This window comes from Streptomyces niphimycinicus, from assembly GCF_018883605.1.
GTDB classification, from domain to species: domain Bacteria; phylum Actinomycetota; class Actinomycetes; order Streptomycetales; family Streptomycetaceae; genus Streptomyces; species Streptomyces niphimycinicus.
On record NZ_JAHLEM010000015.1, the window covers coordinates 22,843 to 42,716 of the forward strand.

The following is a 19,874-nucleotide window of genomic DNA, read 5'->3' on the forward strand; positions in this document are numbered from 1 at the left end:
GGTCTGGCGATATATCGGTTTCATTGCTCACGACTGGTACTCCTTGGCGACGCGACGGATCACAGCGAGCGATTCCGTCGGTGGCAACGCTGCCGTGCGTGCATCGTCGAAGAGTTCGCGATAGCGAGCGACTTCGAGTTCCCGCTCCATCCAGATGTTGCCGGTCGGGGTTTCTGACAACACGAGGTCGAGCGATGCCAACTGCGGAAAGCTGAGAAGTAGGTACGGCCCGAACATACTTGAGTGCGCACCACGTGAGAACGGCAGCACCTGCACAGTGATGTTGGACTGTTCCGCCATGGCGGCCATGTGCTCCAGTTGTGCTCGCATCACGGCCGGTCCGCCGACCTGCTGCCGCAGGACTCCTTCGGACAGTACGGCCCAGAAGTCCATGGGCGTTTCGCCGACCAGTCGTTCTTGCCTGGTGAGCCGCACCTGGACGAACTGTTCGATCTCCTCGGGCGTCTGCCAGGAGCGCGAGGCCACCGTCACTGCGCGTCCGTACTCCGCAGTCTGTAGGAGCCCGGGGACGAGTTGCACTTCGTACGTTCGGATGCTGTCGCAGATGGCCTCCATCTCGATCTGGTCGCGGTACGCGTCGCCGAGCACGGACTCGTACTGACGCCACCAGCCGTCGCGCCGCCGCCGATTGGCCCTGCGCGCCAATGCCGCGAGGCGCTCGCGTGCCTCGCTGTCTTCGACGTCGTATGCGTGCATGAGGGCGTTCAGATCCGGCGTGCGGACGGGAACGTGACCGTTCTCGATGCGGCTGATCTTCCCCTTGGTGCAGTCGAGGACTTCTGCTGCATCGGCGGTGGAGAGGCCCGCGCTCTCGCGGAATCTGCGGAGTTCGTCGCCGAGTTGGCGTCCCAGCACGGTGGAGGGTTTGACGGTTGGCATACGTCACTACCTATCAGGGCCGGGGGCTTGATGGCTCCCGAAGTAGCACGAACGAGTGAATCGAGAAGCGATAACTCATGCAACGTTGCGCGAGTCTCTGTCGCGAGGGCAATCTGCTCAGGACGGTTCGAACCGCCACCAGTTCACAGGGACTTGATCGACAGCTACCGACCCCCAGGGGGCGTCATGGCAGAGCACTCCACCGCATACGAAGTGAAGTTCCGGTTGCCTCGTCGGCGGAGCAGCGTGCCCAGAGCGCGTGCGTTACTGCATTCCGCACTCGGTGAGTGGGGCATCGGGCAGGCGGCCGAGACGGCTGAGCTGGTCCTCTCGGAGCTGGTGACCAATGCGATGCGAGTGCGTGTGCCGCGTGACCGGCTGGTCGGAGTGCGGATCGAATGGCTGCCGGAAGACAGCCTGCTGCGCTTGGAAGCCAGCGACGCAGGCGAAGGGAAGCCCGAGGTGCGGGCGCCCGGTGAGGACGAAACAGGCGGGCGGGGACTGATGCTCGTGCAGGCGCTGGCCCATCGCTGGGGTTTCGAGCAACGCGCGTGCGGGATTGGAAAAACCGTCTGGGCCGAGCTGCAGGCCCCGGACCGCGCTCCTGAGCGTGATGGGGCTGAGATCGCTGCGGCAGCGGTCCGCCCGGGTCAGTGCGTACGGGTGTGGGGCGCTTGGCGGACGGTCCGAAGCGTGGGCACTGAGCGTTCTGCGTCCGGCGACGGGTGCACTGTCGTGCTTGAGCTTGACGACGGCCCGGGGCTGCGGGTCGATCCCACCGCGCCGTTGACCGTACGAGACGCCGATGTGTCCTCCCCGTGCAGCGACGGCGAGGACACATCGGGATAGGCGATCAGCCCTTGGCCGAGCGCCGGCCGCGAGTGGCCGGGGCGGGCCGCCAGGCCCGCAGATCGTCATCGGTCAGGTCGTGTTCGCCTTGCTGGGTGGCGCGGTAGCCCGCGAAGAAGGCTGCGGGAGAGCTGCCGTAGAGCGGGTCGAAGTCGTTGTGCCACTGGTCGAGCCAAGGTTGAAGTTCGAGCAGGCCCGCGAGCAGCGGCGTCATCTCCTCGGAGGACAGCCCGTCGTGGTTGGTGAAGTACGTGGCGAGCGCCTGTGCCTGCTCCCGGTGGTCCCAGCCTGCCCAGCCGAACAGCTCCGGCGTCCCGGAGATCGCGCCGGTCGCATACGAGATGAACCGCTCCTTGGGCACGTCCAGCTTGCCTCGGGCGCGCCAGTAGGACGGCTTGAGGAAGTCGGCCGAGGTGTACTTGGGCGGCACGGGGATGGCGTCCCGGATCTTCCGCTTGGCGGGCTCGTCCGGGGCGGCGTCCTCCTTCCGCTGGAGATCCCAGACGTGCTCCCAGTCCTGGCGCTTCTTCAGGCCGCTGGGCTTGTAGCGGAGGGCGGGGAGGAACGGCACGTGCTCCTCGGCGAGGAGGTCAGCGACGATGGTCGCCAGCTCCGTGCGGGGCGCATGCAGCTCCGCGACGGACACGAAGTCCTCGTCGAGGGACAGCGCGGAGGCGAGCTGGTCCAGGGTGAGGATGGTCGGCTGTCCGTCTGGGAACCACAGCTCGTGGTTCTCAACCCGGTCCAGCAGCCAGGACTTGAGTGCACGCTCCTGGAGTGCGTCCCATCCCTCAGTTGCCCAGCGGCGCTTGTATTCGGGGCGCTCCACCATGCCGATGGCACGGGAGGTTTCGATGACGTCGATGCGCTTCTGGACGACGGCCTTATAGGCGTCGGACCAGTGGTCGGGCAGTTCAGTGATGGGAGTGGAGTTGTGCCGTTTGAACCACTCGTCGGACGCCTCGCCCTTCTCGACGCGACGGGCGAGTACGACCTCGAAGGCGCGCTCGCCCAGAGCGAGTTCGGGAACGTCGGCTTCGGGGGCGCGCAGGTCCTCGGTATGCAGGTTGTAGAGGGAATAGACCTTCCAGTCCAACTCTTCTTGGAGAGCAATCATTCGGGAACGGGTGGACTCCCATGCCTCTCTCGCCTTGTGCAGGTTAGAGGCGGAAGGAGGCGTCGCTGAAGCGACAGCCGTAGGGGTGACAGTGAATAGCCTTTGAGCTAGGCCGTCGATGGAAGTCGCAAGCTCCGTGGGGAAATCTGGAGGAAGTGGGAAATCCCCCATGGGGGTACCGTTGAATTGGTAGAAATCTTCGAATGGGAAGGTGCTCTGTCGTGCGCCTTCCATATCTACGGTGCTTCCCATATTGTGGCTCACTTGTTTGAGCCAGAACCCCGCAATGGAGCTATTTAGTATTCCCAGGAGCTGGAAGTGCTCCTTTTCGTCACTCCCTTCTCGCAGTTTAAGTACGGGTGCTGATTGTTTGAATACCTTCCCGCCTCGATCCAGCACAAAGTGATTGTGTGTCGCAACAAAAGCAAAGGTGATCGACAGTGGAGTGCGATAACGTTCAGCTACCCAGCGATACCAACCCCACCACGCCTTACCGAGGTCATGCTGAGTCTGGCCATCAAAGTCGGTAGTGGAGCGGAGGTGGCTCCGTGTCTTCCACAGTAGGCGCGCCCAGGGGGCGCCAGTATCGTAGGGCAATGGGTTAAGGTCGTTATCGTAGGGTGTAATAGCACTTTCCGTGCAATGGCAGTCCCAGTCTCTGACTACCTCCCCAACGATGAGTTTCCTGGCAAGGTCACCAGTGATGCGCTGTCGCCGGAGGGCCTCCGGAGTGCTGATGAACGCGTCGTCTTGCCCGGGGAAGCTGGCGAAACCGATATCTCGAGCCAGAACGCTCCTCAGTTTGATTCGCCCAGTTTCCTCGATTTTTTCGTTGAGTTCGACGGCGCCGTCAGTGAGCATCCAGGGATGTTTGCGGAAATACTGGTCGCGGGGCAAGTCGTCTACAGAGACCCACTGACTTTTTGATCCCGGATTGTCGATCTGCTGGGCGATTGCTTGCCAGACCAGGCCCTTCTTGCCGTTCTCTGGTGCTGTTGGTTCACCTTGAATTCCGCGTACGGTTCGAATGGTGTCTGTGCGGACGCTTCCAGGGCGGCGTCGTCCCACAAGGATTACTGTAGGTGTCCCGTGTCCTGGAATGTGGGCCCCTGATGTGTCAATAACTTCCGTCAACTCGACTTTGTGGGCAAAATATTCCTCAATTAGCTTGGTTCCGAACTCTCGTTTTGTGAAGGAAGTCGCCGTGATCTGGCCCACCATTCCGTATCCGCGCCCGTCGGGTGATCCGGATTTCGCGAGCTGGAAGAATCGCTCAGCAAAGGGTACGGAGAGCGCATACTTTCCCGAGCAAGATGCGTACAGTTCCCGGTACAAAGAATTTAGCTTCTTGTCCTTGACCGTGATGTAGGGCGGGTTCCCCACCACCACGTCATATCGCCCCATCTCAAGGATCCCTGGATGCGCGTGCACGTCCTCCGTCGCATACGAGAACCCCGCCAGCGGGTCCCCCGACTCCTCACCCAGCAGTGTCAGTTCAAGCTGCCGCGCCTTAATCAACGAGTCGCCCACCGCCAGGTGAATCGGCCAGTCATACCTGGCCGCCTGCGCCAGCGTCCGCACACCCGCCGCCGCCATCCCCGCAACCAACAACCGGAACCGCGCAATCGCCACCGCGAACGGGTTGATGTCCACCCCGTGCACCGCGTTCAGCGCATCCCGCACCCGCTCGTGCACATCCCGCCCCGGCTCGCGCTCCGCAAACAGCCGGACCATCCGCCGGAACGCACCCAGCACAAAGTGCCCCGACCCGCACGTCGGGTCGATCATCTTCAGCTCGCCGAACTTGCCGCCCAGCTCCCGCACCACCGGATCCATCGTCCGGTCGAGGATGAACTCCTCCACGAACTCCGGGGTCTGAAGCAGCGCATACGTCTTTCGCGCCGACTCCGACAGCCACTGGTACAGGTCACCCAGGAACCGGGTGTCCCAGCCCTTCGTGGGGTCGTTCTCATCCAACGGGTCAGTGAAGTCGTGGACCAGCCGGTCAGCGTCCTCCCCTTCACCCCGCTCACGCCAGAACTCCACCAACGCCCGCGCCGCATCATGCGACAGCGGAATCTGGTACAGCGGATTGCGCCGCTTGTCGAACAGCAGCTTCCCGGCCTGGCCCGCGCCCAGTTCCTCGAACGCCCGCTCCAGCCACCCGCGATACGTCGGGTCCGGGTCCTCCTCCACGTACTGCGCGTACCGCGCCTCCGCCAGGTCCCGACGCTCCGCATCCGGCCCCGTCAGATACGGCTCCGCGATCAGCCGGTTGTCCTCGCAGAACCGCACGAACACCGTGCCCAGCACCCACGCCACCGCGACCTGCGTGACCCGCTCGTCCAGCCACGCGTTCCACGTCGCCGCCGTACGCCCCAGCTTCCGGGCCTCGTCGTACTCGGCCCGCAGCCGCCCCGCGACAGCGTCCGCCGCCCGCACTCGCTCCACGCGGTCCGCCGACAACTCACCCTCAGCCGAACCCAAACGCGCATCCAACCAAGCACTCCACCGCGGAGTCGCCGGATCCGCCTTGCCCGCCTTCTCGTACTCCTGCCGCAACGGTTTGAGGACCGATTCCCCGTCCTTGACCTGCTTGGCGAGATCCACCTCGATCGCCTTGACCTGCTTGATCAGGTCGGTCCGCAGCGCTGGAGCGTCAATCACGTCGTCACATCTCCCGTGTTCCCCGTTGTCCCCTATGTGCCCATCGCCCTGGCGGCTCCCGCCCCGCCGCTAGCCATCCCCCGGCAAGCCCGCACGCGCCGCCGACGCCTCGGCCCGGTGGGCGTTGGCCACCCACGACTCAGGCAACTCGATCCATTCTCCCAGCCCCGACTGGTACGGCACAGCAACCGCGCCCAGTCTCGGAGGTCGCGCCGGGTCGCCCTGCGGGCACAGCAGCCACAGCCCGCGCCCGCCGTCCCGCGCCGCGTCGGCGAGCCGTTCGAGCACCGCCATCGCGTCGTACCGCGCGAACGCACCCGCGTCCGTCAGCAACAGAGGAGACCCCGAGCCCGACCCCCGCGCCCCCGACACGAGCTCCCGCAGCCGTGGCTCCACCGCGCCCCAACTCGTCCGCGCGTACTCACCGAACCGCATCGCCGCCTTCGAACCCGGCTCCGCCGCGTCCGCGCGCAGGATCGTCTCCCACGTCGGCTTCGGCCGCGGGTCCACCTGCTCGTGCAGGGCCCGCAAGAACAGATCGGTCACCGACACCGCCTCCGCGCCGAAGCGGTCCGTCGTCAGCTCGTCCACCGCGCGGCTCGCCAGCCCCGTCCGTACCGTCAGCACCCGGAAGCCGTCCCGGCGGGCCGAGGTGAGCAGCCGCTCCTCGGCCACCGCCGCGCCCGCGAGCTGCGGGTCGTCGGAGTAGCGGTGAGCGGTGAGGACGCCGGTGGCCTGGCGGGCGGCGTCCGACGACAGGTACGTGGACTGGCCGTCGCGCTGGCGCGGGATGTAGCGCAGCGTCCCGTGGCCCTCGCGGGTCTTCAGCTCCAGGTCGAACCCGGCCTCCCGCAGCGCCCGTGCCAGCGGCCCGTCCGTCGGCAGCGCGTGACCACGCCGCTCGTTCAACAGCTCGGGGAAGCGCGCCCGGACCCGCTCGTGGATGTCCTTGGGTGTCAGCCCCGGCTGCCGCTCGTCCGGCATGCCGGGGATGCGCGGCACCAGGCCGGCCTGGGTGAGGCGCAGCGCCCGTACGAGCGGCAGGTCGCGGGGGTAGATCTCGAGGCGGGGCGTCGCGGCGGCCCGGCGCGAGGCGGCGGCGGCGATCTCGACGATGCGTCGCTCGTCCCACTCCACCGCCGGGCTCGGCGGCGCGATGGCGCCCAGCTCGGCCAGCACCGTGGCCGCCGTCGGCAGGGTGTCCAGCTTCGCCAGCCGGTCGGCGACCTTGCCCAGCTTCTGCGCGTAGTGGAGCAGACCGGGCCCGGAGGGGGTCTCGGGTGCGTCGTCGGGGCCGACCTCCAGGGCCAGCAGCCCCGCCCCCATGCCCTCGTCGGCCGCGTCACGGTTCGGCGCGTGCTGGAACTCGGCCTCGTCCGGTACGAGTTGCTCGACCTCGACCACCGCGCGTACGGCGGCCAGCGCCAGCGCCCGGCGCTGCTCGCGCTCCGGGAGCTGGGTGCCGCGACGCACCGCCAGGGCGTCGGCGATCTCCGCCGCGGAGGCGACCCGGCCCAGGTCCCGCAGCAGGCCGAGGATCTCGGCGCGCAGCACCCGCACCGCCGGGTTCTTCTTCCACCGGGTGCGCTGGTTCTTCAGCATCTGCGGGATGCGGCCCGCCGACAGCCCCAGCGCGCTCGCCACGTCCTTCTGCTTGGGCCAGACGCCGATGTCGGGCAGGGTGCCCCGCTCGTCGGGGAGCCGGAGGAGCAGCCGCACCATCTCGCACTCGTTGCGGTTCGACTCGTCCTTCTTCAACTCCGGTACGAAGATGGTCGCGAGCGTGTCCAGGGTGACCCTGCGTAGGGCGAGTTCGGGCAGGCCCTCCGCGTCGCCGTTCTCCGCGATCGCGGTGGCGAGCGCGGCCTCCGCGACCGACAGCTCCTCCTTCGCGTCCTTGCGTCCCTCGGGGGTGAGCGGGGCGGCGGGCTGTTCGGCGAGCCGCTGCCGCCACTCCTTGATGCGGCGGAGGACTTCCTTACGGGTCTTGGCGCCCAGGCCCGGCGCGTTGACGAGCTGGTGGCGGCTGTAGTCGAGCAGACCGCCGACGTCGTTGACGTCCAGCCCGTGGACGAAGGACTGGGCGGCCGGGCTGAGGCCGGAGGCCGAGATGGGGGTCCCGCGGTCGGCCTCGGCCGCCAGCCGGTCGCGCTGCTGCTCGGCGCTCTCCTCCTCGGCGGCCGGGATCGGGGCCTCCCGGGCCTCCGCGGGCGTCTCCCCGGTGACGCCCGTACCGCCCGCGGTACCGCCCGTACCGATCCCGCCGCCCGGGGCGGGGGTGGGCTGACGGGAGCGGCGCGACGACGGCTTCGCCTCGTCCATGGCCAGGAAGATCTTCTTCCAGGCGTCCCGCATCGGCTTCAGATCGGGATAGCGCTGGGCCGCGTCCCGGTGCAGGGCCTTGCGGAAGAACGCGACGAGGCCGTCGCGCACCGCCGGGTCGAAGGCATCGGCCGCGATCTTCGGGTACGGCTCCTTCTCGGCTTTGGTCTGGCGCGGCGAGACCCTGCCGTCGCCCCAGACCGGAAGCTCCCGCGAGGCCATCTCGTGCAGGGTGACGGCCAGGGCGTACCGCTCGGCGTGCCCGTCGTACACCGAGCGCTCGGTGAGCGTGCCGATGAACGGGTCCAGATAGCCGTCCGTCCCGGCCCCGGTCTCCTGCACCGGGTAGGCGGCCAGCGAGAAGTCGATGAGCACCAGCTCACGGGTGCGGTTCGGGCGGATGCGGATGGCGATGTTGTCCGGCTTGATGTCGCGGTGCCACACGCCCTCGCCCTCGAGGAAGTCCACCGCGCCGAACAGGTAGTCGCCGTACGCCTCGAGCTGGTCCACGGACAGGCGGCCGAACTCCCGGAGCTGGCGGGCGACGGTCTCCTCGCGCCGCCTGCTCCTGCGCTCTCCGGGTGTGGCCGGTTCGCCGTCGGCCTCGCGTTCGTTCCCGACGTACTCCATGACGAGGACGGTGCGGCCGCCGATGCGCTGCGGTTCCGGTTCGACGAGGCGGATGATCCGCGAGTCGGGGCGCAGCCGTCCCATGATCTCGGCCTCGCGGGCGAGCATCTCGCCCTTGCTGTCCGAGTTGGCGACCTTCAGTACCGCGAGGGTCTTCGAGAAGCGCACCTCCGGGCCCGCCGTCAGGTCCCGTACGAGGAACGCGCGGCTGGTCGACCCCGTACCGAGGCGGCGCCTGACCTCCCAGCGGCCCGCCAGCACATCGCCCGCGACCGCTTCCAGCGGGTCCTTCTCGGGCTGGGCCGGCCGTGCGGGCTCCGCGGGGGCGGGCTCGGTCAGGTCCGACTCGACGACCTCCAGCATCTCCAGGAAGTCATCCACCGAGTCCAGGCGGTTGTCGACGTGGTAGGCGGTGGCCGCCTGCACCAGCTCGTCGATGTACTCCGACAGGCCGTCGACCACGGCGCTCGGCCGCAGTCCCTCGCCCGCCTCGTAGCGGGCCAGCAGCTCGGCCTGGCTGGCGGCCGGGGCCTTGCCGGTGGCCAGCAGGTAGGTGAGGACGCCGAGGCCGTAGATGTCCAGCGCCACGGGGTCGGCCTTCAGCGCGGTCAGCTCGGGGGCGAGATACGGATCCGCGCCCTCCGCGAGATGGGCGCCCGCGCGGGAGAGCGTGGTTGGCGCGAACCGCTCACCGCTGCTCGGCGTGCCGGAGCCCGGACCGCGCTGGACGGCGACCTGCCAGTCCGAGATCTGCAGATACGGGGTGAGCCAGGCCGCATCCTCACCGTCCGCCTTCGCGGCGCGGCCCCGGGCGCGGGGCAGCACATGGATCGCGCGAGCGGCCAGGGTGCGGTGGTAGATGCGGCGGCTGTGGGCCGAGCGCACGGTCTCGGCGAGCTGCCGGACCAGCGCCATCCGGCTGAGGATGTCCAGCTTCTCGCCGTACTGCGCCAGATACTCGTCGAGGCGCAGCGTATGAGGGTCGAAGTCGAAGATCAGCGCGGGCCCGGCCGAGTGACCGGACGGGTCGTACTGCTTCAGTTGGACGACACCGGGGTGCTTGAAGCGCCGCAGCACAGCGGCCTCGCGCCGCGCGGCGCGCTCTACGGAGGCCCGCAGCTCGGCGTCCGAGCCGCGCTCCCGCAGGTAGACACGGATCCGGGCGGCCTCCGGCAGTTCGCTGTGCCGGGCCAGGTAGTCCGCCCAGGTCGGGCCGGAGTCGAAGGACTTCCGGTGCAACAGGTAGGGGCCGACCTTGTACTCGGCGTCGCTCCGGCCGATGCCCACCCGATCCAGGGTCGACTTGATCCGGCGCGACCGGGTCCGGTCGATGCGGCGGCGCTCGTCGTGAGGGGGCGCGGCCAGCATCTGGGCGAGCTGGTGGATGGTATGGAGGCCGTGCTGGTCGTGGGCGGGCAGCCGGTTCTTCAGCGAGGAGTCGGTGAAGCAGACGGCTTCCGAGACCCACACCCGCTCGCCCTCCTGAGCCAGAAGCTGCGCCAGCTCCTTGGCCTTCTTGTTCGCCAGGTGGAGCGGGTTGCCGTGGGTGATCTGCCGTCCGCTGGGCTGGGTCTGCAGCCAGGTGCCGTTACGAGACTCGACCGAGCCGTGCCAGTCCTTCAGCTCGACCAGATACACCCCGCCGGGGGCGACCACGAGCAGGTCCACTTCCCTGACGTGGCCGCTGTGCGCGGTGAAGGTGAAGTTGGACCAGGCCCGCCACGGGTCGTTGTCGGGGAGCTTCTCGCGGATGGCTTCCAGCCCCCGGCGCTCGTGCTGGAACTCGGATTCGGTGACCGTGACCCACCGGCCGTCCCGCATGCGCCATCCCCGCTTCGTGTCTGTCGTCGATCTGTACCGATTGCGGCTGCTCGGCAGCAATATCCCCGGCCCAGATCGTATCGGTTACGAGGTGGGAGTCGGCAGCGCTGCGACCTGCTGCCCGCAGGGGCCTGGGATCGCCGTGGCGGGAGGGGCTGAGTGGGCCGTGCTGGTCCTGCTTTGTGCGATTGGTTCCATTTTGCCCTGACTGAGGGGGCTTCTGCTCTGGGCTGACGACGCCTCAGCTATTGATATTATTATCTGTTCAAGGCGACGCGGGGCTGCGTCGACCAGTGCGTCAGTGATGTGCATGTGACCCCTCAGCCGTATGGAGACCGCTCCGTGCCCCTCCTCCGCCTGTCCGGACTTTCCCTGCTGGACCGCATCAACGCCGGAGTACTCGTCGAGGACCTCACGGAGCGGTACCGATCCGCACTCTTCAAGCGCCCTTCCTCCAGGGAGCGGCGGTCCTGGGGGAAGAGTCTCACCGCGCTGGGGGAGGTTCTCCGTGACGCCGGGCTCGGCCAGGTGGAAGTGCTGATCGAGCAGCAGTTGCCCTTGTCCAGTCTGCGTGCGGACGCTGTCCTCGCCGGCGTGCACCCGGAAACAGGCAAGCCGTCCTACGTGGTCGTGGAGCTGAAGCAGTGGAGCGCGGCAAGGCTTGTGCCGTCCACGGACGACCTGTGCCTCGTGGACAAGCTCGATGAGCAGGCCCTACTGCACCCCGTTGCCCAGGTGCGCCGATATTGTGACTGCCTGCAGAATTTCACCAGCGTGCTGGAGTCCGGGAAATATGATGTTTCCGGGATCGCTTACCTGCACAATGCCGATGACCAGGACGTTGCGGAGCTGTTCAGGCTGCCCGATGCTCGCGCACAGCTCTTCACGAAGACGACGCGCGGTGCGTTGATGGAGCATCTGCGGCGCTGCCTCGCTCCAGCGCCAGGAGCCCCGGCTGCGGACTTTCTGCTGGACAGTCCCCGTGAGCCGAGTCGCCCCCTGATGGATGCGGCCGCAGACGAAATAATAGACGGCGGCGAATTCACGCTCCTGGATGGGCAGCAGGTCGCGTTCTCTCTGGTCAAACGCGCGGTGGAGCTGTCGAGTCAGTCCGATACGAAAGAAGTCATTGTCGTTTCGGGGGGCCCCGGTTCCGGGAAAAGTGTCATCGCCGCGCAGGTCATGGGGCACTTGGGTCGGAATCGTCGAAGCGTTGTGCATGCCACCGGTTCCAGATCCTTCACCACGACGCTGCGGACGGTGGTCGGCAAGAGGAATGGGAGCATTGCGGAACTGTTCAATTACTTCAACAGCTTCTCGGCGGCCGACCGTAACAGGCTCGACGTCTTGATCTGTGACGAGGCGCATCGAATCCGGGAAATCTCCCATACCGGAAAAGGTCGACAAATAGATGAACTCCTTGACGCGGCCAGGGTTCCGGTCTTCCTGCTCGATGACTACCAGGGCGTGCGTCCTCTCGAAATGGGCAGCGTCAAGAAGATCAGTGATGCCGCCGTCGCGCGTGGACACATTGTCCGACGCGTCGACTTGAATGAGCAATTCCGCTGCGGCGGCAGTCGCGCATACGAGTACTGGATTCTTCGTCTTCTGGGACTTGAGCCCGGCGGGCCCCTGCCGTGGACCAATGAGGAAAATTTTCAGGTATATGTCGCCGACTCCCCAAAGGAGATGGAGGATTTTCTCCGAGTGCGGCAGGAGGCCGGACTCACCGCCCGCATGACGGCAGGCTTCTGCTGGGGCTGGAGTAAACCGAAAGCCGATGGAACCCTGGTCAGCGACGTGGCCATCGGTGAGTGGCGCAGGCCCTGGAACGTCGATAGTCAGCGATCAGTGAATGGAGCGCCCGCTTCGCCGCTGTGGGCCACCGATCCGGCGGGCTTCGGCCAGATCGGTTGCATCTACACGGCTCAGGGATTCGAGTACGCCTGGAACGGGGTCATCTTCGGTAAGGATCTGGTGTGGGACGGCAACAAGTGGCGCGGGAACCAGGCGGAGAACAAGGACACGTCCGTCGCCGCCCGAACGAAGCCGGATGAATTCGAGAGACTCATCCGCCATACCTACAAGGTTCTTCTCACCCGTGGCCTGGCGGGGACGGTTCTGTACTCCGATGATCCGGACACGCAGGCCATGCTGCGTGAGCTGGTCAACACGGACATCCGTGCTCCGTGGCCATCGGGAGACGCGGAAGCTACTCCGGGCATGGAGCGCTGATGTCCACGACCGCGTACATCTACGTCTCCAAGAAGTCGAGCGGCAACCTGGAAATCGGACTCAGCCGTGGAGTTTGGGGCTGGCACACCAGCGGCCTGGACCGTGCCAACGCGCGCGCCGCTGTCCAGTCCCTGAAGGAGGGCGACCTCATCGTCTTCGGGTACGGGGGACCCGCGAATCGTGTGCCGCCCGGAGAGTGGGCCGATGTCAGCCTCCGGCGCGTCGTCGTCACCCAAGTCACCAACCCCTACTTCGTCGAGCACGCGCCGGTATGGTCGGACGCTGAGTACCCGGAGCGCATCGGCATCGATGTCCTCGACGAAGAGGAGGACGTCCACGGCAGCGCTCTGGGCGCCGCCGGCATGGAAGCCCTCCGGCTGTCCTCGAACAAGCAAGGCGTTGCGATCCTGCAGGCCGGTACCTCGGTCGTCACGAATCTGGCCGATGCCCTTCCCCCAGTGGAACCCGGTTCCGGGGACGGCAGCATCGATCACGACGGGGAAGAAAACGCGGTCGCGCGGGTGCTCGTCCGGCGCGAGCAGGCCAAGCTCCGCAGGCGCCTCCTCAAGGGCGCCAACCAGGCCACGTGCGCCCTGTGCGGACGCACCCTCCCTGTCCGCTTCATCCGCGCCGCCCACATCAAGCGTCGCAGTGCCGCCAGCCGCGAAGAGCGCCTCCAACTCGCCAATGTCATGCCGGCTTGCCTCCTCGGCTGTGACGAGCTCTTCGAACACGGCTACGTGCACGTCACGAGCGACGGCAGTATCGCCGTGAGCGACAAGGCCAACACCACCCCGGACCTCGCGGCGGCGGCCAAGGCCCTCGAAGGACGGACAGTCGCCGAATACGGCCCCAGCCGGGAGCCCTTCTTCACCTGGCACTGCGACAACGTCGTCGGCTGAACTCGGTGTCAACCCCTGATGTGACTCTGCACCGTTCTCCGTGGCCGCCAGGCGGCAACGTCGTGCCTGCTGAGTCCATGAGAGGTTCGCAGCTCGTCCAGGTGATGCTCGAATTCCTCGGCCTCTTGAGCCTCCCACTGGCGGACCCAGGGGAGCAGCTCCTGGATACCCGCGAGGAGGGGAGTCAGCTGATACACGGTCCAGTCGGGCCGCCGGATGAGTTCACTCACCAGATCCAGCAGGACGTGAACGCGGTCCGTCTCATTCCAGCCGGACCAGCCAAGGAGTGGACCGCCCTCCTCGGTGGCGCCTTCGGGATAGGAGACGAAGCGTTCCCGGGGGATGTCCAGGCTGCCTCGGTGCGACCAGTAGGCAGCCCGCCGGAAGTCGATCGCGCTGAACTTGGGCGGGACAGGGATCCCGAGGGCCTCACCCGTCCTGTCCTCGCTGCGCTGGAGTTCCCAGACCTGTTCCCACTCGGCGCGCTTGCGCAGCCCCGATTCCTTGTAGCGCAGCGCGGACACGCATGGCACATGCTCGGTGGCCAGGACTGCCCCCAGTACGTCACCGAGGGCCGCGTCCCGCATGTCCAGATGATCTGTGGCATAGAGCGCGGCGACGGAACGCAGGTCGGCATCGTCAGCGAGTTGTCGAGCCAGTTGGCCGGGCGTCCGGGGGCGCGGGCGGACAGCAGCGCCGTTTCGACGCTCGAACCACAGTCGTTCGTCCTCACAGCGATCGAGCAGCCAAGAGCGCAACGCTCGTTCCTCGCGCCTTTCCCATGGCTCCGATGACCACCGACGCTTGTACTCCGGGCGCTCGACGAGGGCGATGGCCCGGCGCGATTCGATGGCGTCGATCCTGGCCCGCACGATTTTCCGATAGGCGGACGGCCAGTGTGACGGGGGCTCGGTGATGGGTGTGGCACCGTTTCTCGTGAACCAAGAGTCCGTTGCTTCTTTGGCGACCATCTTCCGGGCCAGCACGATTTCGAAGGCGCGCTCCCCGGGCCGCAGCGGAGGCAGCGCGGAACCAGGAGGCATGGTCAGGCGAGTTTGGTCGTCAGCGGGTAGCAGTCCGTAGGAGCCGTATACCTCCCAGTCCAGTTCCTCCTGATGAGCGATCATTTGGTGACGCAGTTCTTCGTGCGAACTTCGGGCCGCATCCAAGGCGTCCCGGTCGAGCGGGCGTTGCTGCGCACACACGGTGCTTGGTTCACGGGCAGCGAGGCTCCGTCCGAGGGCGTGCAACGCCCTCGCATGGTCGAGCGGAGGGTCGGCAGGCAGCGGAAACCGCGAGAAGGACGCCGTTGCGAACGTGCGGGACCACGCCCATTCCTCGCCCGGCAGCGGAATGCCCAGCCCATCGGATCCGGCGCTGGAGTTGACCTGCTTGAGCCAGAAGCAGGCCGTTGATGAATTGAGGATTCCCAGAAGGGCGACGTATTCCTCCTCGTCCGCGGTTGAGGGCAGCTGCAGGACCGGAGCGGTTCGGCTGAATGCCATTCCGTCCTCCTCCAGCGCGAAGTGGTTGTGTGAGGCCACATACGCGAACGTGATGGCCGGCCCCTGGGCCCCGCCGTAGGGCCAGCGCCTCCAGGCCCACCAGGGCCTGGCCCGCGATGGCTGCTGGGACCCGGGGGCCGCACGCAGAACCTGTCGCATCGTCCAGAGATGCCTCCCCCACGAGGTGGTGAGGTCAGGGGGGAGGGGCCCGCCGTTTGCGTCATAGGGAGCCAAGACGTCCGCCGCCACACCCGCACGCCAGTCCCGTACGGTGTCGCCCGTGACCATGCCGCGACCCAGCGCGGCCGAGTCGGAATGCCTGGTGAACCAGGGTCGGTCGAGAGTGAAGACATCGTGCCGCCCTGGGTCGGTGAGGACGCCGACCGGAGCGGCGAGAACGTCGGCCAACTGGCGTGGAGCGCGGGAGAGCACGTCCATGAGGTCCGCTCCTCCACCACCCGTGAGAGTCCAGGGGAAGCGGTGGAAGCGCTGACGGGGTTCGTCCTGGACACTCACCCATTCAGAGGTGGTGCCGGGCTGGTCCACCTGGTCGAGGATCGCCTTCCATACGATCCCCTGGGCCGGATCCACCGGCTGCCTCGGTTCTCCGCGCACGCCGAGGACCGATCGCACCGGTACGTCACGCATGCCTGGGTCATCATTGCGCCCCACCAAGACCAGAGTGGGGGTCCGATGGCCTGGTACGAAAACTCCTGAGGTGTCGACGACATGTGTGAGTCGGACGCGTGGAAAGAATTCCTCGATCAGCTTTTTTCCGAAATTACGCTTCGTGAACGAGCTCGATGTGTACATTCCGACGTACCCAGGCCGTGTGGTGACATTTCGCGCCGCGAGCTGGAACATGTGCTCGGTGAAGAAGCCGGAAAGAGGGAAGGGTCCTGTGGCGGAGGTGTAATGCATGCGGTATGCCGTGTTCATCGCCTTGTCGCGCACGGTGATATAGGGTGGCTCTCCCAGTACCGAATGGTATGACCCCTGGCGCAAAAGGCGGCAGTGCTCGGAAAACTCTTGCACGTCCCCACGTGTTTCGCCGCCCTCGTGTTCTATATCGCCGAAAACAGAAAGGGACAGTTCCTTGGGCATGCCGGACCCCTCCAGCAAGGAGTCGCCCACCGCCACATTGATGACGTGGTCGGGAAACTGATCCAGGGTCCGCTCGCCACTCTCCCGGGCGGCAGCGATCAACAGTCTGAAGCGCGTAATGCTGACGGCGAACGGATTGAGGTCGCAGCCATGGACGGAATCCAGCGATCGCAAGATCAGCTCGCGGTCCGGGGCCTCAGGTTCCGCCAGTCGCCATGCGGCCAGCAGCCGTTGGAAGACTCCGATCGGGAACGTCCCCGATCCGCATGCCGGATCGATGCTGCGAAAACCATGAAGGCCGAACTCCGCGATAGCCGGGCCCGTGGCGAGGTCGAGGACGAAGTTCGCGATGAACTCGGGAGTCTGGATCAGCCCATAGGTCTTCCGTGCCGCCTCGCTGATCTCTTGATACAGATCCCCCAGGAAACGGGTATCGAGTTCAGGATCGGTGAAGTCGAAACGGATCGAGCCGTCGCTGCCGCGCCGTCGCCAGAACGCCACCAACGCGGCCGCGGCCTCGGGAGAGGGCGATAGTTCCCCCAGCGGACCGTGCTCCAGGTCGAAGATGCGGGCCATCGCTTGATGGGAACGGGCCAGATGCGTGAATGCTTCCAACAACCAGTCCCGGTCGTTCTTCTCCGGGTGCGCCGCGAGATATGCCTCGTGCCGCCCTTCCGCCTCCACCAAGCGAGCCCCAGGCCCTGCGAGAAAAGGCCGATGGATGAGGTTGTTGTCCTCACAGAAGCGCACGAATACCGTGCCCAGGACCCATGCGACGGCGGCCTGCGTGATGCGCTCGCTCCGCCAGACTCCGTATGTGGCTGACGTGCGGGAGGAAGCACTCGCCTGTCCGTACGCGTTCCTCAGGCGACGGCGAAAGCGCTCCACGTTGTCGCTGCGCTCACGGAGGTCGCCCTCCAGCGCCAGAACCTGCTTGCGCAGGTTGGTCATGAGCCCAGTCCTGTCCAACGAGGACGTCTCTGCATCGGCTCCGTCAGTCGGAGGCACAGCGGCGACCTCTCCTCCGTACAACATCAGCGTTCACGATCCACTGTCCTATTGGATACATCCTGCCAGCTCTCCAGCCCGACAGGCCCGAGCGTCGACGGCCATCGACCGACGCGCACGATCGGTCACGGCCTGAGCCCTATGATTTCTGTGCGCGCCGGCCTGAACACCGCCGGGCACCGCAGTACCACGGTGACGACAGGGCCGGATGATCAAGGGGGACACATGCTGACACGCCTTGAAGTCAGTGGATTCAAGAACCTTCTCGATCTCAGGGTTGAGTTCGGTCCGTTCACCTGCATCGCGGGCGAGAACGGCACAGGAAAGTCGAACGTCTTCGACGCGATCCAGTTCCTGAGTCTCCTCGCCGACCACTCCATGATCGAGGCGGCTCAGGCCGTCCGCGGAACCCACGGTGAGCTGCACGGCGACGCGCGGGACCTGTTCTGGAACGGTTACGCGGCCGGCGAGCACGTGATGACGTTCGCCGCGGAGATGATTGTTCCGGGTGAGGTGGAGGACGACTTCGGCCGACTGGCCCAGCCGACATCCACGTTCCTCCGCTACGAGCTCCGGCTCGGATACCAGCCCCCGAGGGGCGGGGAGCGGGGCGGCAGACTGACGTTGCTGTCCGAGGACCTGAGCCAGATCAGACCGCGTGACGCCGGATCACACCTGCGGTTCCCGCACAGTGCCAAGGGCTTTCGGAATACCGTGATCCAAGGACGCCGGTCGGCCGCGCCCTACATCTCCACCACTCTCGACACGGGCGACGCGGTCGTCCGTATCCACGCCGACGGGGGCCGCAGAGGCCAGCCGCGTCCCGCACCCGCGAGCCGGGCCCCGCGGACCATGCTGTCCACGATCAACGAAAACGACGATCCGACCATCCTGGCGGCGCGGCGTGAGATGCAAACCTGGAGGCGGCTGGCTCTCGAACCCTCCGCGCTGCGCACCGCCGACCGCTATGACGACCCCAGTTTGATGCGGCCCGACGGTCTTCATCTGCCGCGGTGTCTGGACCGGATCGCCCGGGAGAGGTCGTCGGACGACCCCGCTCGTGTCTACTCGCGGGTGGCGGGGCGCCTGTCGGATCTGTCGGGTCTGCATGTGCGCACGCTGGACGTGGAGGCTGACGACACGCGAAGGTTGCTGACGATCAAGCTGCACGAGATCGACGGCATGGTGCTGCCGGCCCGCAGCCTGTCCGAGGGAACTCTGCGCTTCCTGGCGCTGTGCGTCCTACTGGAGGACCCGCAGGCAGGCGGTCTGATGTGTATGGAAGAGCCCGAGAACGGCATTCACCCGGCCAATCTTTCCGCGATGGTGAAACTGGTGCGTGACCTGGCGGTGGACGCCGATGAGCAGGTTGATGAGGACAATCCCTTCCGGCAGGTTCTCATCAACACCCACTCGCCAGGGGTCGTACAACTCGTTGATCCCGCAGATCTGCTGATCGCTGACACCTCGACCGTTCCCGAGGCCGGCGGTAAGACGGCGCGCAGCTTGCGCCTGCGCCCCCTGGCCGGCACTTGGCGTGCCGGGGGTGCCGAGAGGGGGTACGGCACCGTGGCCGACATCCTCGCGTACCTCACGACTCCGCCAGAGGCTCGGCTGACCCTTGAGGGGAGCGACTCGTGACCGTTCGCGCCCTCTACCTCTGCGAGGGATCAAGCGACACCGGCCTGCGCTTTCACATCGAGGCGATCGCCGCGGACGTGGGCAGGGAGATTCTCGTGACGGTCCCCGACCTGAATCGCCTGCCCAGCAAGCCCGGTCACTCGGTCGAGGACAAGCTACGAGCCGCGCAGCGTCTCAGTGATGGCGAACGCGCGTACGATCTCGTCGTCATCCACCGCGATGCGGACGGTCATCCGGCGGACCATCGCCGCCGGGAGATCGCCAAAGCGGTGGCCCAAGTGAGCCCGGGTCTGGCACACGTACCGGTGATCCCTGTGCGGATGCTGGAAGCGTGGCTGCTGCTTGACCACGCCGCGATCCGTGAGGTGGCGGGGAATCCCAACGGCAGAGTGGCACTCGGTCTGCCGAAGGCGGCCAAGGCCGAATCGGTGCCGAATCCCAAGGCATTGCTCAGGCAAGCGCTCGCCACGGCCAGCGAAGAGAAGGGGCGTGGCCTGAAGAAGCTCCAGGCACGCTTCTGCGAGAACCGCGCACGGCTCCTACAGATGCTGGATCGCGAAGGGCCTGTAAAGCAGCTCGCCTCTTGGATGTCGTTCACCAACGACCTCCGTGAGGTGCTGGGCAAAGTCTCCGACATCGCATGAGTGCTGCCCGTTACGCCGAATCCGATGTCCGTCGGCTCGCTGGAGCCCGGTCGTAGGACAGGTAACCATGCAGGCTCGCGGCACTGCCTTGGCCGGTCCTCGCTATAGGGGACCAGGGTGCGCGGGCGACTTCCGCGATGCCCGCGGCATCGACCCGGACACGTCGCGTCCGGCGGGGTCGGGTGTGGGATGTGGCTCAGCCGAAGTTCACGTCACTGCACAGGAAGTACGTCTGGTCCATGTGCGATGCCTGCCAGATCGTGTAGAGGACGTGGCGGCCGGTGTAGCCGGAGGTGCTGACATTGATCGCGTAGTTCTGATTGAGCGGCTGGGTGGTGGGGTCGTACCCCTGGCGGGACACATACACCTTGAAGTAGTCCGCACCGTGGCTGGCCTGGTCGTACAGCTTGACGGTGAACTTGCCGCCGATGTTCGTGACGGCGTGCGCAGCGTTCAGGACGCTGACGGCACTTGGCTCCACCACGACTGGTCCACCGGCCCGCTCACCGTCGAGGAAGCAGCCGACGCG

9 protein-coding genes and 1 pseudogene are annotated in these 19,874 nt (G+C 66.5%); 5 read left to right on the forward strand and 5 right to left on the reverse strand.

Annotated elements, in window-relative coordinates:
- Window positions 1–27 precede the first annotated feature (27 nt).
- Window positions 28–900 (reverse strand): helix-turn-helix domain-containing protein, encoded by an 873-nt coding sequence (locus KN815_RS01835; RefSeq protein WP_216339503.1) that lies wholly within the window; start codon window positions 898–900, stop codon window positions 28–30.
- A 186-nt stretch (window positions 901–1,086) separates the two neighbouring features.
- Here KN815_RS01835 and KN815_RS01840 point away from each other — a divergent pair, with 186 nt between their 5' ends.
- On the forward strand, window positions 1,087–1,749 hold the full coding sequence (locus KN815_RS01840) for an ATP-binding protein (RefSeq protein WP_216339506.1): 663 nt from the start codon (window positions 1,087–1,089) through the stop codon (window positions 1,747–1,749).
- A gap of 4 nt (window positions 1,750–1,753) precedes the next feature.
- Here KN815_RS01840 and pglX (KN815_RS01845) read toward each other — a convergent pair whose 3' ends face one another.
- Window positions 1,754–5,533 (reverse strand): BREX-2 system adenine-specific DNA-methyltransferase PglX, encoded by a 3,780-nt coding sequence (pglX, locus tag KN815_RS01845; RefSeq protein ID WP_372458227.1) that lies wholly within the window; start codon window positions 5,531–5,533, stop codon window positions 1,754–1,756.
- A gap of 69 nt (window positions 5,534–5,602) precedes the next feature.
- Window positions 5,603–10,306 carry a BREX system serine/threonine kinase PglW gene (pglW, locus tag KN815_RS01850; RefSeq protein WP_216339508.1) on the reverse strand — a complete coding sequence of 1,568 codons (4,704 nt, stop codon included), beginning with the start codon at window positions 10,304–10,306 and terminating at the stop codon, window positions 5,603–5,605.
- Window positions 10,307–10,648: 342 nt separating this feature from the next.
- Between pglW and KN815_RS01855 the strand changes: the two genes are divergently transcribed.
- Window positions 10,649–12,541, forward strand: coding sequence for a DUF2075 domain-containing protein (locus tag KN815_RS01855; protein WP_216339510.1), 1,893 nt, complete (start codon window positions 10,649–10,651; stop codon window positions 12,539–12,541).
- Window positions 12,541–13,443 carry a hypothetical protein gene (locus KN815_RS01860; RefSeq protein ID WP_216339512.1) on the forward strand — a complete coding sequence of 301 codons (903 nt, stop codon included), beginning with the start codon at window positions 12,541–12,543 and terminating at the stop codon, window positions 13,441–13,443. Before KN815_RS01855 ends, KN815_RS01860 begins: the two co-directional genes overlap by 1 nt.
- An 8-nt stretch (window positions 13,444–13,451) precedes the next feature.
- On the opposite strand, the gene pglX (KN815_RS01865) is transcribed toward KN815_RS01860, so the two are convergent.
- Window positions 13,452–17,003: a BREX-2 system adenine-specific DNA-methyltransferase PglX gene (gene pglX, locus KN815_RS01865; protein ID WP_253208688.1), complete on the reverse strand. Its 3,552-nt coding sequence runs from the start codon at window positions 17,001–17,003 to the stop codon at window positions 13,452–13,454.
- 282 nt (window positions 17,004–17,285) lie between these two features.
- Here pglX (KN815_RS01865) and KN815_RS01870 point away from each other — a divergent pair, with 282 nt between their 5' ends.
- Both KN815_RS01870 and KN815_RS01875 read left to right on the forward strand, forming a co-directional pair.
- Entirely contained in the window at window positions 17,286–18,701 is a 1,416-nt protein-coding gene (locus KN815_RS01870; protein ID WP_216339516.1) for an AAA family ATPase, read from the forward strand.
- The gene (locus KN815_RS01875; protein ID WP_216339517.1) at window positions 18,698–19,345 is read left to right on the forward strand and encodes a DUF4276 family protein; all 648 of its coding nucleotides are present in this window, start codon (window positions 18,698–18,700) and stop codon (window positions 19,343–19,345) included. Before KN815_RS01870 ends, KN815_RS01875 begins: the two co-directional genes overlap by 4 nt.
- A gap of 196 nt (window positions 19,346–19,541) precedes the next feature.
- Here the strand turns inward: KN815_RS01875 and KN815_RS01880 are convergent.
- Window positions 19,542–19,793 (reverse strand): annotated as a pseudogene (locus KN815_RS01880) (lytic polysaccharide monooxygenase); the annotation flags it as partial.
- Window positions 19,794–19,874: the final 81 nt, after the last annotated feature.